At 69.8% G+C, this 13,289-nt stretch carries 7 protein-coding genes; 2 read left to right on the top strand and 5 right to left on the bottom strand.

Annotated elements, in window-relative coordinates; all coding sequences use genetic code 11:
• Positions 1-2 precede the first annotated feature (2 nt).
• The 5 genes from AB0M30_RS24315 to AB0M30_RS24295 all read right to left on the bottom strand — a co-directional run bounded on the left by AB0M30_RS24315 (position 3) and on the right by AB0M30_RS24295 (position 11,314).
• Positions 3-476, bottom strand: a complete 474-nt coding sequence (locus tag AB0M30_RS24315) for a hypothetical protein (RefSeq protein ID WP_364587473.1) — start codon at positions 474-476, stop codon at positions 3-5.
• Between the two features lie 27 nt (positions 477-503).
• A complete protein-coding gene (locus AB0M30_RS24310) occupies positions 504-3,503 on the bottom strand; it encodes a multicopper oxidase domain-containing protein (protein WP_364587470.1) in 3,000 nt (999 codons plus the stop codon).
• Positions 3,504-3,529: 26 nt separating this feature from the next.
• Entirely contained in the window at positions 3,530-4,828 is a 1,299-nt protein-coding gene (locus AB0M30_RS24305; protein WP_364587467.1) for a multicopper oxidase domain-containing protein, read from the bottom strand.
• Positions 4,829-4,839: 11 nt separating this feature from the next.
• Positions 4,840-6,114 carry a multicopper oxidase domain-containing protein gene (locus tag AB0M30_RS24300; RefSeq protein WP_364587464.1) on the bottom strand — a complete coding sequence of 425 codons (1,275 nt, stop codon included), beginning with the start codon at positions 6,112-6,114 and terminating at the stop codon, positions 4,840-4,842.
• Between the two features lie 100 nt (positions 6,115-6,214).
• Positions 6,215-11,314, bottom strand: coding sequence for a hypothetical protein (locus AB0M30_RS24295; RefSeq protein ID WP_364587461.1), 5,100 nt, complete (start codon positions 11,312-11,314; stop codon positions 6,215-6,217).
• A gap of 201 nt (positions 11,315-11,515) precedes the next feature.
• Here AB0M30_RS24295 and AB0M30_RS24290 point away from each other — a divergent pair, with 201 nt between their 5' ends.
• Both AB0M30_RS24290 and AB0M30_RS24285 read left to right on the top strand, forming a co-directional pair.
• Complete coding sequence (locus tag AB0M30_RS24290) at positions 11,516-12,205, top strand: response regulator transcription factor (protein ID WP_364587458.1); 690 nt, start codon at positions 11,516-11,518, stop codon at positions 12,203-12,205.
• Positions 12,144-13,268 carry a HAMP domain-containing sensor histidine kinase gene (locus AB0M30_RS24285; RefSeq protein ID WP_364587455.1) on the top strand — a complete coding sequence of 375 codons (1,125 nt, stop codon included), beginning with the start codon at positions 12,144-12,146 and terminating at the stop codon, positions 13,266-13,268. The genes AB0M30_RS24290 and AB0M30_RS24285 overlap by 62 nt, the downstream gene beginning before the upstream one ends.
• The last annotated feature ends 21 nt before the right edge of the window (positions 13,269-13,289 follow it).

Raw genomic sequence — 13,289 nt, 5'->3', positions numbered from 1 at the left:
GGTCACCGCACCGGGACGTGCTGGAGCTTGGCGCCGCCGGCCTCGACCTCGAGGGTTTCGCCGCTGCGGATCGCGTTGCCGTTGTTGAGATAAAGGATGTAATACGTCTGGCCGGGCCGCAGTTCGTGCCCTTGCTTCATCAGCGCCGCCCGGTACACCTCACCCTTGCGGCGTTCGCTGTGCAGCACCGGTGGGTGGTGGACGTCGTTCTGGAACTTCGACGCCTTCTGGCCGTCGAGCACCGTGTACCGGAGCTCGACGATGCCGCCGTCGGCGACCACCGCGGCCTGCGAGACGCGGATCCCGAGGTTGCTCTCCAGCTGCCGGTCCTGCGGGACCTGGTAGGGCTTCCCGGCCCCGGCGGTCGGCTGGACCCGCCAGGTCAGCACCGCCGCGAGGGCCAGGACCAGCACCACCAGGACCGCGATCCGGACCATGCCGCGCCGCCACCATTCGCCCAGTTTCCTTTGGAGCATCGTCGTTCTCCTCGCTCGCGTGTCGGGTCAGGGCAGGGTGAAGCGGGTCGAGAGGACCGCGTCGAACGACGCCGCCCCGGTGGTGGCGGCACCGCCGCCGGACAGGCCGAGCCACAGCGTGTCCAGCCGGACCGTGCCGGTGTTGACGCCGGTCAGCTGCTGGCTCGAGCTGCCCACCGTCAGCTTGTGCGTCGTCGACGTCCCGGCCGCCCAATCCACGCGGATCGTCTGCACCCCGGAGCCGAGCGTCAGGTACGGCGTGTAGGAGACGACTCCGGTGCTGCGCCGCACGCCGAGCCGGACCTGGGCCGCGCCGCCGGACTTCCGGTACTGCACCACGAACAGCTGCTGACCGGTGGCCGACAACCCCGCTGCGAGGTTCACCGTGCCGGTTCCGGTGGCCAGCGTGTCCGGCCGGAACTGGAACTGCAGGTGGTAGGCCGGCTCGTTCGCCGGGGTGGTGTCGGTGAGGTACGCCGGCGCCGCGCCCGCGGCAGTCGCCTGCATGCCCTGCGACCCGCTCAGTGCGGAACCCGGCAGCACGGTGACGGGACCGGTCGAGGCCGCCCAGGCGCTGGTGTTCCCGGATTCGAAGCCGTCGGAGAACACGATGTTGCTCAGCGCCGTGACGGTAAGGGTCACCGTTGCCGGCGGTCCCCAGTTCCCGGCGGCGTCGCGGGCCCGCAGCGACAGGGTGTGCGTGCCGACGGTGAACCCGCCCGGGCCGGCCGCGACGCCGATGCTCGCCGTCTTCGGGCCGGTGGCCGTGACCGACATCGGATGGCCGAGGCCCTTGCCGGGGTCGGCGCCGTCGAACCACTCCGCGGCCGCGATCCCGGTCAGGTTGTCGGTCGCCGTACCGGCCAGTGTCACGGCCGTCGTCGTGCGGTTGACCGAGTTCGGTGTCGCGCTCGCCGCGCTGACGGCGGGACCGCCGCGGTCGACGACGAGGGTCAGCGGGGCGTACGGGCCCCAGTTCCCGGCCAGGTCCTTGGCGTGCACGTAGACCTGGTGCGGGCCCTCGGCCATCCCGGTCAGCTGGCTGAGCGGGATCAGGCCGTAGGCGCCCTCGGCCGTGGCGTTGAAGGAGCCGTCCGACGCGACGAACGTGAGCCCGGTGCCGGGGGCGCCGTTCGGGTTGTCGAGGAAGCCCTCGGCCGCGGCGATCGGGGTGTTGACGCTGTTGGTGACCGGGTCGGCGAACGCGGCGGTGACCTTGATCGACGTCGGGTCCACCGGCGAACCTGCCGTGCCGTTGTTCGGGCTCGGCTCGACGATGCCACTGGTCATCGCGGGCGGTGTCCGGTCGAGGGTGAACGGCAGCGCCTGCGCCGGTCCCCAGAGCCCGAACGAGTCGTGGCTGTGCACGTACACCGTCACCGGGCCCTCCGGCAGTGCCGACAGGGTGAGCGCCGGGATGGCCGCCGACTCCGCGACGACGGTGCCGGCGTTCAGCGTCATCGCGCTGCCGGTGCCGTTGGCGCCCTGGGTGCCGACGAAGTACTCGGCCGCGTCGACGGTTCCGCCCAGGAGCGAGTCGTCGCCGGTCGCGCTGACGACGGCGGCAGCCGAACCGTTGCCCGCGGCGGGCGTCAACAGGCCTGCGGTGGTGACCGGGCCGGAGCTGCTGACGGTCAGCACGACGGAGTTGACCACACCCCAGTTGCCTTGGGAGTCCAAGGCTCGCACGTAGACCACGTGCTTGCCGGCGGTGAGGGCCGGTGTCGTGGTGGCCAGGTTCAGGGTGGCCTGGGCGCCGGTGACGGTGGGCCCGCCGAAGGTGCCGGTGAACGCGGTGCCGGTGCCCACGGCGATCGCCGGGTCGTCGACGACGAACTCGGCCCGCGTCACGTTCGAGCCGCCGTTCGGGACGTCGGTGAAGTCGGCGGTGAAGGTGACGGTCTGCAGAGCGGTGGCCGAGGCCGGGGCCGCGGCGAGCCGTTGCGTCACCGGTCCCGCGGTGTCGGTGCCGGACGGCGCCGCGCCGGTGTCGAGGAAGGTCATCATGCCGCCGAAGGCCACGACGTTCGTCGTGCCGACGCGGTGCCCGGCGGTGTCGAGGCGTCCGGCGGTCTCGTAGACCGCGAACCTGGGCCCGTCCTCGGCCGGCGGGACGGTGACGAGGGTGTCCTCGGTGCTGCCGGCGGCGATGCTGTCGGAGATCTTCGGATACGGCGCCTCGCTCGGCCGGGCGTCCTTGGCCAGCACCGACTGTTCGGTGCCGAGCGTGCCCATCGCGTGGGCGGACAGCCCCGCGTTGACGTAGCGCAGCAGCACGCGCCGCCCGGCGGAGGTGGCGACCGGGTCGGTCTCCGGGTAGGCCCTGCCGTTGATCAGCCGGTAGACCGGCTGGAACTTCCGCAGGTCGTAGCCGGCCGGATCGGCGTTGAACGCGGGGTCCACTTCGGACAGTACGAGCGCGGCCTCGTCGTCGAAGGCGGTGCCGTACGCCGTGCCGGTACCGGTGGCCGGGCGCACGATCATCGCGCCCACGATGCCCATCGCGGCCTGCCGGGCACCGTCGGCGGTGTGTCCGGCCTCGTACAGGTAGGTGCCGGGCCTGCTGGCGGCGAAGGTGTAGGCCTTCGTGGCGCCGGGCGTGGCGCCCGTGCGGTCGTCGGCGCCGCCCAGCAGACCGGGGACAGCGAGGCTCAGGGATCCCGGGAGTCCGTTGTGGACGTTGACGGTGACGGTCGCTCCCTCGGTCACCACGAGCACCGGTCCGGGAGTTGTCGGTACGCCGGTGTCCGTCGAGGACAGTCCCCAGATCGGAACGGCGATGCTGGACACCGTGAGCGTGCCGGGCTTCGCGTACAGCTCGCACGTGGCGGCCGTGCCCGCGGTGCTGCAGCCGGTCTGAGGCAGCGCGCCCTGCGGGGCCGCGGCGTGCGCGATCGGTACCGCCGCAGGTGCGGGGACGGCCGCCGCGGCCGGTCCGGTCACGACCGTGCCGAACCCGGCCAGCGCCGCGGCCAGCAGCGTGGCGGCCGCCGTCTTGCTCGTGGTGCGCCTGGTGCTGGTGCGCATGGTCCTGTCCTCTCGGCCCGAGGTCGTCATGACGGGCATCCGGCGGCCGGGTCGATGCGGACGAGCGTCATCATCCCGCCGAAACTCGCGCCGTAGTTGGTGGCCTGCTCGAGTGCGTGGCTGTGCGCCACCATGTAGTACTCACCGCACTGGTTGTTGCGCACGACCCCGGCCGGGACCTCGCCGGGCTGCCCGCCGAGGTAGGGGTTCTCGCTGAACCACGTCTCCGTGCCGGGGCCGACGATCTGGTCCTGCAGCTGCGGCAGCGGAACCGGGATCGGGTTGGTCTCGCCGTTCCAGTGTTCCGTGTCGACCCACTGGTCGAGCGTGTCGGCGCTCTGGCCGGGGCCGATGTCGACGAGGAACTTGTCGTAGGAGGCGTCGCTGCCCCCGGCGCCCTGCACCGGCTGACCATCCTCGGTGATCACGCGCTGGTCGTTGCCGTGCGGGTGGAACGGATAGTTGACCGAACCTGCGTTGAGGTAGCGCACGAGGGCCGGCCTGCTGTTCGGATCGCCCGGCACGAACGGCTTGAGGTGCACGAGGGAGCCGTAGGGCTGGTTGGGCAGCCACGCCGCGCCGTTGGGTGCGATGGTGTCGGGCATGCTGCGGCCGTTGATGAAGAAGTAACGCGCCTTGGTCTTGGTGACGTCGAACGCACGTTTGCGCTCCACCGCGAGGTGCAGGTCCGGGTCCACTTCGGACAGCAGGTAGACGTATTCGCGGTGGGTGTCGAAGGCCGAGTCGGCGCGGGCGTTGGCGTGGTCGGGTTGCCCGGGTGGCCGGACGACCAGCGCACCCGACAGCCCCATTTCCCGTTGCTTGGCGACGTCGGTGCCGCTCTCGTACAGGTACGTGCCCGGGGCACCGGCGGTGAAGGTGTAGGTCACCGATCCGGTGAGCGGCGCCGCGGCGTCGGTCAGCGAGGTCAGACCGGTGCCGTCGGTCTGCGGCTGGGCCGGATGCCCGTTGGCCCGCTGGTGGTGCTGCCCGGGAAAGGCGATGGACGTTGCCTCGGGAAGGGTGTTGTGCAGGACCACCGTGACCGTGACGCCGGAGTCGACGCAGAGCATCGGGCCGGGCAGCTGGAACGCCTTGGTGCTCGAGGAGTAGCTCCACATGTGGATCGAGTTGCCGTCCGGAGTGGAGACGTACCCGGCCTTGGCGTCGAGGGTGAAAGTGTTGGCGGAGTTGGCTTCGCAGGGCAGTCCATCGGTGGCGTCGGCGGCCGCGGACGGCATCGGCATGGTCAGCGCGACGACGATGGCGACGGCCAGGACGAACGGGGCCGCCGTGGTGAAGCGGGGTGAGCGCGTCGGGTTCATGGCTGTCCTGCTCAGGTGTTGGGGATGGTCTGCGGGCCGAGGGTGCCGGCGGGGCTGACCAGGATCTCGGTCATCTGGCCGCCGTAGCCGCTGCCACCGCCGTTGTTCAAGTAGCCGTAGTCGCGGTCGTAGAGCAGGTAGGTGCCCGGGGCGGGCGCCGTGAACAGCACGTCACGGCTCTCGCCCGGACCGATTTCGACGCTGTTGCCGGTCAGGTAGTGCTTGCTGTGGTCCCGCCCGACGAGCAGGGCGGCGTCCTTGGCGACGGTGGTCAGCGAAATCCCGTCCGCGGTCAGCGAGTGGTTCTGGTAGCCGAGGTTGGCGACGCGCAGCAGGACGCGGTCGCCTTCGTTGGCGGTGATGAGTGAACTGTTCGGCTGGTACTGCAGGCGGCCCGCGGCCGTACTCGTCGGGTTGCCGTTCGGTACCAGTGTGTCGGGATAGGCCCGGCCGTTCATCGTCCAGAAGCTGGGGGCGAAGTCCGTCCAATCGGTGGTCTGGATGTGGGCGTCCCGGTAGTGCGCCTCGGCCCAGATCTCGGTCAGCATGAACGCGAACTCGCGCTGGTAGCGGGTGGAGCCGTCACCGTCGTTGTAGGCGTACTTCGTTCCCGGTGGATCGCCGGCGACCGGGCTCTTGTTCTGCGCGGGCCGGACGAACACGACACCGGTCATCCCCATCTGGACGTGTTCGACGTCCTCGAAGTGGCAGTGGTACATGTACGTTCCGGCCTCGTGCGGGCGGTAGAAGTAGGTGAAGTCGCGCCCGATCGGGACCGAAATCGACAGCTCCGGCACGCCGTCGAACAGCGGGATCGCGTTCTGGAACCCGTGCCAGTGCACGGTGTGGCCGTCGGTCAGGTCCGGCCGGACCGACAGCCCGAGGTTGGTGAGGGTGAGCTTGATGTCGGTGTCCTGGTCGAACGCCAGCAGCGGCGCGGAGATCTGGGCTTTGCCGCGCTGGGCCTTCACGGTCGCGTCGTCCATCCCGGTCACGTCGCGGAAGCCGAAGACGTAGAGGTCGAACGGGCTCGGGGCCAGCGAGTCGGGCCAGAACGGCGGGTTCTGCCGCGCACCGGCGGGCATGGACGCCCAGCCGTCGGTGGCGGCGAAGTGCACCTCGGTCACCGGTGGCACGACCGCGGCGGCCGGGCGGACGGTCGTCGGCGTCGGCGCGTCGAGGCGGGAGCCGAGCAGCCGGCCGCCGGCGACGGCGGCGACGGTCGCGGCGCCGCCGTAGAGCAGGGCACGACGGCTCAGCGGGCGTTGCTGGTTGTCGCTGGTCACGATGTCCTCCCGGCGAGCCGGTGCCGATGCTGGATGGGGGTGGAACCGGTCCGGTCGCACCTGGGGGAGGCGAGTGCGGCCGGACCGGAATCCGGGTGGGTCAGAAGGCTTCGTCGGCGCCGATGTCCGGCGGGGTCGCCCGGCGTTGGCCGTCGTAGTCGATCGCGGGTGCCTGGACGGCGCCGCCGGGGTTGGGCTGCGAGCCGGTGCCGCTGCCGTTGGCCGGCAGGACCGGTCCGCTCAGGTGGTAGTCGCCCTGCAGTTCGGGTGGCACGTTCTTCGCGACGATCACCGCTTCCCGGTAGGACGGGAACGTCCGGGAGGTGAGGATGGTGGCCGAGACGTCGAACGGGGTCCGGACGTGCGGGTCGGTGCCGATCTTGTTGCTCGGGCTCGGCGTCACGCCGGGGTCGTACTGCTGGAGCACCGAGTACGTCGGGGTCAGCGTGACCCCCGCGTCCACCGAACCCAGGTCCCAGTGCCGGACCGGGTCACCGCCCGGCGCCTGCGGCGAGGCGATCCCCGAGACGTACAGCCCGTTCCAGTTTCCGGCGCGGTTGTCGAAGAAGATGTTGTTGAACAGCAGGGGTTTGCTGTACTTCGGCGCGTTTGCCGGCAGGGTCGCCTGCAGCTGCGCGCTGTTGAGCGCCGTGGAAAGACCGGCCGGTGCCGCTTCGCCCGTGCTGGTGATCGCGGTGGCGGTCGTGACGTTCTTCATCACCGTGTTGTTGACCAGCCGGACGTTGGTCGCGTCGTCGAGTGCGAGTCCGCCGCCTTCGTGGGTGGAGATGTTGTCGGTGATCATGTTGTTGATAATGGAGACCGGGTAGGTGCCGGCCTGCAGCAGCCGGATCCCGCCGCCGTCGTCGTTGGCGAGGTTGTCCTGGACGAGGTTCTCGTGGACGGTCACCGGACCCGACCCCGCGGAGGGCTGGTTCAGGTTGGCGTTGAGCTCACCGGCGATCATGATGCCGCCCGCCTCGTCGTAGGACTGGTTGAACCAGAGCCGGTTGTTGCCGATGTCGCCGCCCGTGCCGCGGCCGTAGTGGCTGATCCCGCCGCCGTACTCGGCGGAGAAGTTGCCGCACAGGTCGTTGTGGTGCACCGAGTAGTTGTCGGTGCCGTCGAACAACCCGATCCCGCCGGCGAGGTTGGTGCCGCCGTTGTCCCGGATCTGGTTGTGGTCGACCGTCAGGTTCCGGTTGTGGATCGTCGTGACGTACGGCGTCCCGACGCGGATGCCACCGCCGTAGGAGCCGCCGTTGCCGACGATGACGTTGTCCGACACGCCGAGCCCGTTGACTCCCGCGTGGACGTACACGCCGCCGCCCTGGGTGATCGCCGCGCCCGGCGCCCCGGCGGGGGTCTTGGTACCGCCGTAGACGTCGTTGATGTTGGTGGCGAAGTCGGCCTGCGCACCGCCGGTGATGGTGAAGCCGTCGATCGCGGAGCCGGTGTTGCCGCCCGGCGGGGCGAGCACCGTGACGACCGCGGAGTCCGGCACGTTCACCGGGCCCTGGTACTGAAGGCCGCCGACGAGCGCGAACCAGGCCGTACCGGAGGGGTTGTCCGGGTTGAAGCCGAGCCCGTCGAGCACCGAGCCGCGCACGTAGCTGCCGTCGCTGCGGAAGCCGCCCGGACCCACGCCCTGCAGGCGGACCTGCGAGTGCACGACGACGTTCTCGAAGTAGGCGCCCTGGGGGTTGTCCTGGCCCTGCGGGCCCGGCCACACGACGACGACCTGCGGCCCGTTTCCGCGGGCGGCCGCCTCCAGCGCCGCTTGGACGGTGGTGAAGCCGGTGCCGGGCGGCGCCGGGGTCGGCGGGTCGACCTGCAGGATCCGCGGGTTGTAGGCCAGCCCGAGGACCTGCAGGCCGACGCCGTTGACCGTGGTCGGCCCGTCACCCTTGCGCACGGAGATCTTCACCGGCCCGCCGGTCAACGTGATCGGGACGGCGAACTTGATCCGGGTGTCGCTCCACGCACTGGTCGCGAGGTTCGCTGTCGAGCCGTCGGCCCGCGTCATGATCACCTGCCCGGCACCCTTGGTGGCACCGAAGCCGGCACCGTCGAGGGTGACCGTGCGGTTGAAGACGTCCGTAAGCCGCAGGACCGGCCGGTCGAGCGCGAAGATCTGCGGCGCGGTGGCCGATGGGGTGCAGTTCACCGGGTTGACCTGGGTGGAGCCCGGCGCCACCGACACCACGCCCACCTGGGTCGGCGCCGTGTCGGTCACGGTGTAGAGCCCCGGCCACGCCTGGAAGTTGGTCGCGATGGTGCGGAACCGCGGGTTGTAGTCGCGGTTGACGTGGCCGGGCTGCCCGGGGTCGTTGCCGACGAACCTGTACATGCCTGGGCACGGACCCGCGGGCAGCGGGCAGTTGTAGGTGGACGTCGACGGCTCGAGTGCTTCGTAGTAGCCGTTGAAGTCGGTTGTCACGGTGTCGACGAGCCGGCCGCTCCAGTCGTAGATGCCCATCGGAACGCTCGGCAGCGGCTGGGCTTCGCCGTACTGGATGGACCGCTGGTCGTTGGACAGCCCGAGGTCGTTGATGGTCAGCCCGAAGAAGTGCGTCGGCAGCGGAACCTGGGTGAAGAGGGTGAAGTTCGGCGCGGTGGACTGTCCACCGCGGACAGTGACGAGCTTCTGGTCGCACTGCGGCTTGGCCTGGCCCTCGAAGGGGCTGCCGCCGCCGTCGACGAACGCCTGGTCCGTGACGTGCACCGTGTGGTTCGCGCCTGCACAGGGCGCCACGATGCCCGCGCCGCCCGACGGCGGTGCTCCGGGATCCGGCTGCGGTTGCGCCGGGTTGGGCGGGTCGCTCGACAGCTCGGGTGCCGGCGGGAAGTTCTCCTGCGGCAGGTACCCGTCACCGTCGAAGATGTTGACGTCCTCTTCCTTGGTGAGCTGGTACATCGGCTTGCCGCCGACCGGATTCTGCGGCACGTCCACCGAGACCAGGTAGTCGTCGGGGACCAGCGGCTGGTCGTCGTAGTGGTTGTCGGCCAGGTTCGCGTAGAGCGGCAGGTCCTTGCCCGGCGCCGGGTTGTTCTCGTCACCCGGTGGGTACAGGTTGAGCTTCGAGGTGCCGAAGCCGTAGTTGCCGTTCACGGTCTGCCCGAAGTTGCCCGGCGTGGTGTCGCTCGGCTGGACCTGGATGCCGCTCATCGGGGACTCCACACAGGACGGCGGGTCCTGCCCGGGGATGCCGACCGCCTGCTGGCCGGTCAAGACGTTGCCGTCGTAGAGCCGCGGTGTGCAGCCGGTGGGCTGCTGCCAGGTCTCGGACGTGTAGGTGTCCGCCAGCTCGGGACCGCGCGTGACCGAGCCGTCCGGGTTGACCACCGGGTCGCCGTTCGCGTCGCGCTGCACGGCGTACAGGTGCACCGGGACGTTCGGGATGCCCGGCTGGTAGGACTCGGTCACGGCGTAGCGCGGATCGAGTTCGTTGCGGGTGGTGTCGTAGGTGACGGTACCGACGATCCCGCCGTTCTCCGCGCCCGCGTACGGCTGCACGCCCCAGTCGACCCGGCCCTTGAGCCCGATGATCGGCAGGATGGACACGTCCACCGCGGCACCGAGCATCGTCGTCGGGGCGGGCTGGTTGTCGGCCTGGTAGGTGATGCCGGTGGTCTTGTAGCGGGTGTTGAACGCTTCGAGCACCAGGAACTTGCTCAGCGGGTAGACCTCGGGGATCGAGTAGTGACCGGCGGCGTCGGTGGTGACGCCGGCGATGCCCTGGTCCATCGTGGAGTTGTCGCGTTCTTTCACCGACACCGGGAACTGCGGAACGCCGGCCTCACCGGGGTCGCGCTTGCCGTTGGCGTTCGCGTCGATGAAGATCGTTCCCTCGATGGCCGCGTGCCAGCCGACGAGGCCCTTCTGCCCGACGTCGACCACGCCGCCGTTGTTCACGGTGACGTTGAAGCTGTCGAGGATGACCTCCTGCGGGTAGTCCCACAACGTCAGCTGGTAGTCCCCGTTCGGCACGTTCTTGATGTCGAACTTGCCGTCACTGCCCGCTCGCGCCATGTAGGCGACCTGGTCGTTGTTGCCCAGCGCGGAGAGCGCGACGTACGGCCGGTCGATCGGGCCGCGGACACTGGCCCCGGCCACGCCCGCGTTCGGCACGCCCACGCCGCCGGTGCCGCCGACGTAGGTGTCGATCTGGACCGCGACGCCCTTGATTTCACCGGTCGGCCCGGCCGGGAGGGCCTTGGGCCGGACGAACCCGAAGTCGACCGCGGGCACCTGCTCGGCGCCGGCCGTCTGCTCGGTGTCGAAGCCGGTGTCGCCTTCCTGCGTCCAGATGTCCCAGTCGTGCGCGCCTTCCAGCGTCGTGGTCTGGGCCCAGTCGGTGCCGACCGGCGGTACCACGGTGGCGGCGTAGCGGTCGGGGCCCATGTTCGGGATCAGGATGTTCCCCTGGGCGTCGCTGACGCACTTCCCGGTCGACGCCGGGTCGATCTGCGGCTTGCCGTCGGCGAAGACGATCTGGCCGGCGCCATTGTGGACGTACTTGGTGCACAACGGGTTCCCGTAGTAGTCGGTGGAGACCTCACCGAGCACGTCGGACAGGTGCGCGGTGAACCCGGCCAGGCCGGGCTCCGCGCCCACCTCGTAGGTCGCGTCCACCGGGACGGAGTCGTTGAACACCCGGAGCCGGACGTTGCCCAGCGGCAGCGGATAGGGCTGCATGGTCACGTCGACCCGCTGCGTGCCACCGTCCACTGTGAAGTGCGCGCCGTCGATCTTGTATCCGTCGGCCGTCACCGAGATCAGGTACCGGCCCGGCGGCAGGGCGTCGAGCGCCTTGGTGTCGTTGAGGTCGTTCTGGTCACCCTGCGCCACGATCGGCACACTGCCCGGCGTGTAGCGAATGGACGGCCACTGGCAGCGCGTGGCGAAATCCGCGGTGCCCCCGGCGCGCGCGGGCAGGCAGTTCTGCAGGCTGTCCCGCGGATTTCCGACGTCCTCGGCGGCGATCAACCACTTGTACCCGGTGATCGGATCACCCTTGCGGACCTGACCCGGGGCGGTTCCCACGGTGCGCGCGCTCGCCGCGTGCAGGGTGATCGAGCCCGGTTGCGTGGCACGGGCACGCGGAGTCACGTGCGGCAGCACCACCGGAAGTGCCAGCGCGATTCCGGTGAGGACGGCCACGACGATGGCCGCGGAGCGGAAAGTCGGACGAGCCATGGCCAGCCTCCAGTGTGGCGCTGCGGATTACCGATCGTGGGCGCGAGCCGCCGCGCGGGGCCGAAGATGAAAGGTCCGTCATCCGGTTGTCACTGTTCCAATCGTTATCACCCGATGTAACGAACGGAGCCGCGTGCTCGACAATCGTGCTGGGACGGCAAGTCGGCCGGACGCGGGCGAGAAGCCGGCCGTCCTCCACCGGTGAACGAGGTGAAGCCGTTGAGCCGCCTACTGGTTGTCGATGACGAAGAACGGATCCGGCGTCTGCTGCAGCGCGTGCTGCAAGCCGAGGGGTATGCCGTCGATCTGGCCGGAACGGGCGCGGACGGGATCGCGGCGGCTACGGAACGTAGTTATGACCTCGTGGTCCTCGATCTCATGCTGCCCGACATGTCCGGCGCGGAAGTCCTGTCGGAACTGCTCGAGCGACTGCCGGGTACTCGCGTCGTGGTCCTCTCGGCGGTACCCGAGATCGGCACGCGGGTCCAGGTCCTCGACGCGGGGGCACTCGACTTCCTGCCGAAACCTTTTGTCACCGCGGAGTTCCTGGCCCGCGTCAGGGTCCGCCTGAGGGAATCCGTGGCGAGCACGATCGGGACCCGGTTCCTCCAGGTCGGCGATCTGCGGCTGGACACCCAGCGCCGCGTCGTCTCGGTCGGCAACCAACAGACCGCGCTGTCACAACGGGAATTCGTGCTGCTGACCCATCTCATGCAACGCGCGAACCAGGTGTGCAGCCGGGAGGAGCTGCTCGCCGACGTCTGGGGATACCAATTCGATCCCGGGAGCAACGTCGTGGACGTCTACGTCCGCCGGCTGCGGTCGAAGCTTGACGGGCTCCGCCGAATCGAGACGGTGCGCAATGTGGGTTACTGCCTCTCCGCGGGCTAAGCGGACGGTTCTTTTCTGCTGGGTTCTCTTCGCGTTGGTCAATCTCTGGGCCATGTGGCGGTTTCCCGAGGGCGAGACGATCCCGTTCCACTTCGTCTGGATCAGCATCGCCATGGTTTTCGGCGTAAATTCCTGGCCGCTGGCGGGCATGCTGACCGCGCTGGTCGCGGTCACCGGGTCCACCGGTGCGATCATGGTGGACCAGGCCGTGCGCGGCGTGATCCGGTTCGAGGAGGTGTCCGAAGTTCCGCTCATGGCGGCCGTGTTCCTGGTCATGGTCTGGCACGTGCGGGGCCGGCAACGGGCGCTGGTCGAGCTGCAGCGGGTCGCCGCGCTCGAACGCCAGCGAGGCGAAACCCAGGAACTGTTCGTGCGCCTCGGTTCGCACGAGCTGCGGACCTCGATCACCGTGGCCCGCGGTTACGTCGAGCTCATCCGGTCGGCGCACGAAGACCAGCAGACCGACGACGATGCCGGAATCGTGCTGGACGAACTCGGCAAGCTGGACCGTCTCACCGGCGGCCTGACCACGCTGATGCGCCTCGATTCCCCCGTCGGCACCGCCCCGCTCGATCTCGACGCGTTCCTGGAACGCCTGGTGCGCCGGTGGGTCCCGGTGGCCGAACGGCGATGGTCCTGCGACAGCCGGGTCGGAACGGTGCAGGGCAACGCGGAGCGGCTGCAAGCGGCGATGGACAGCCTGCTGGAGAATGCGATCGCGTTCACGCAGAATGGCGATTCGATCGCGGTACGCGCGTGGGGCGAGCCGCCCGGCTTCCACATCGAAGTGTCCGACACCGGCCGCGGCATCGCGCAGGAGCACTTGACCCACATCTTCGAGCAGTCCTGGTCCACCCGCCACGGCGATGCGCGCGGTGGAAGTGGACTCGGACTGGCGATCGTCCGTGCGGCAGTCGAAGCACGTGGTGGAAAGGTCTCGGTGACCAGCTCGCCCGGAACCGGCGCTCGTTTCACGCTGACCATCCCGGACCCGATCCAGGATGGAGTGCGCCGCGCGAGCCCGGCGCCGCTCAGCGTCGAACGGGCGAAAACCGAGCACTGAAGCCCGGACCTGCCAACGCTT

The organism is Amycolatopsis sp. NPDC051716 (genome assembly GCF_040681595.1).
Lineage (GTDB): Bacteria > Actinomycetota > Actinomycetes > Mycobacteriales > Pseudonocardiaceae > Amycolatopsis.
This window is presented reverse-complemented; position numbering and strand designations above follow the sequence as displayed.

Bases quoted from the DNA above. Each gene is read 5' to 3' on its own strand.
- AB0M30_RS24315 (WP_364587473.1), bottom strand. From the start codon at position 476: ATGCTCCAAAGGAAACTGGGCGAATGGTGGCGGCGCGGCATGGTCCGG.
- AB0M30_RS24310 (WP_364587470.1), bottom strand. From the start codon at position 3,503: ATGCGCACCAGCACCAGGCGCACCACGAGCAAGACGGCGGCCGCCACG.
- AB0M30_RS24305 (WP_364587467.1), bottom strand. From the start codon at position 4,828: ATGAACCCGACGCGCTCACCCCGCTTCACCACGGCGGCCCCGTTCGTC.
- AB0M30_RS24295 (WP_364587461.1), bottom strand. From the start codon at position 11,314: ATGGCTCGTCCGACTTTCCGCTCCGCGGCCATCGTCGTGGCCGTCCTC.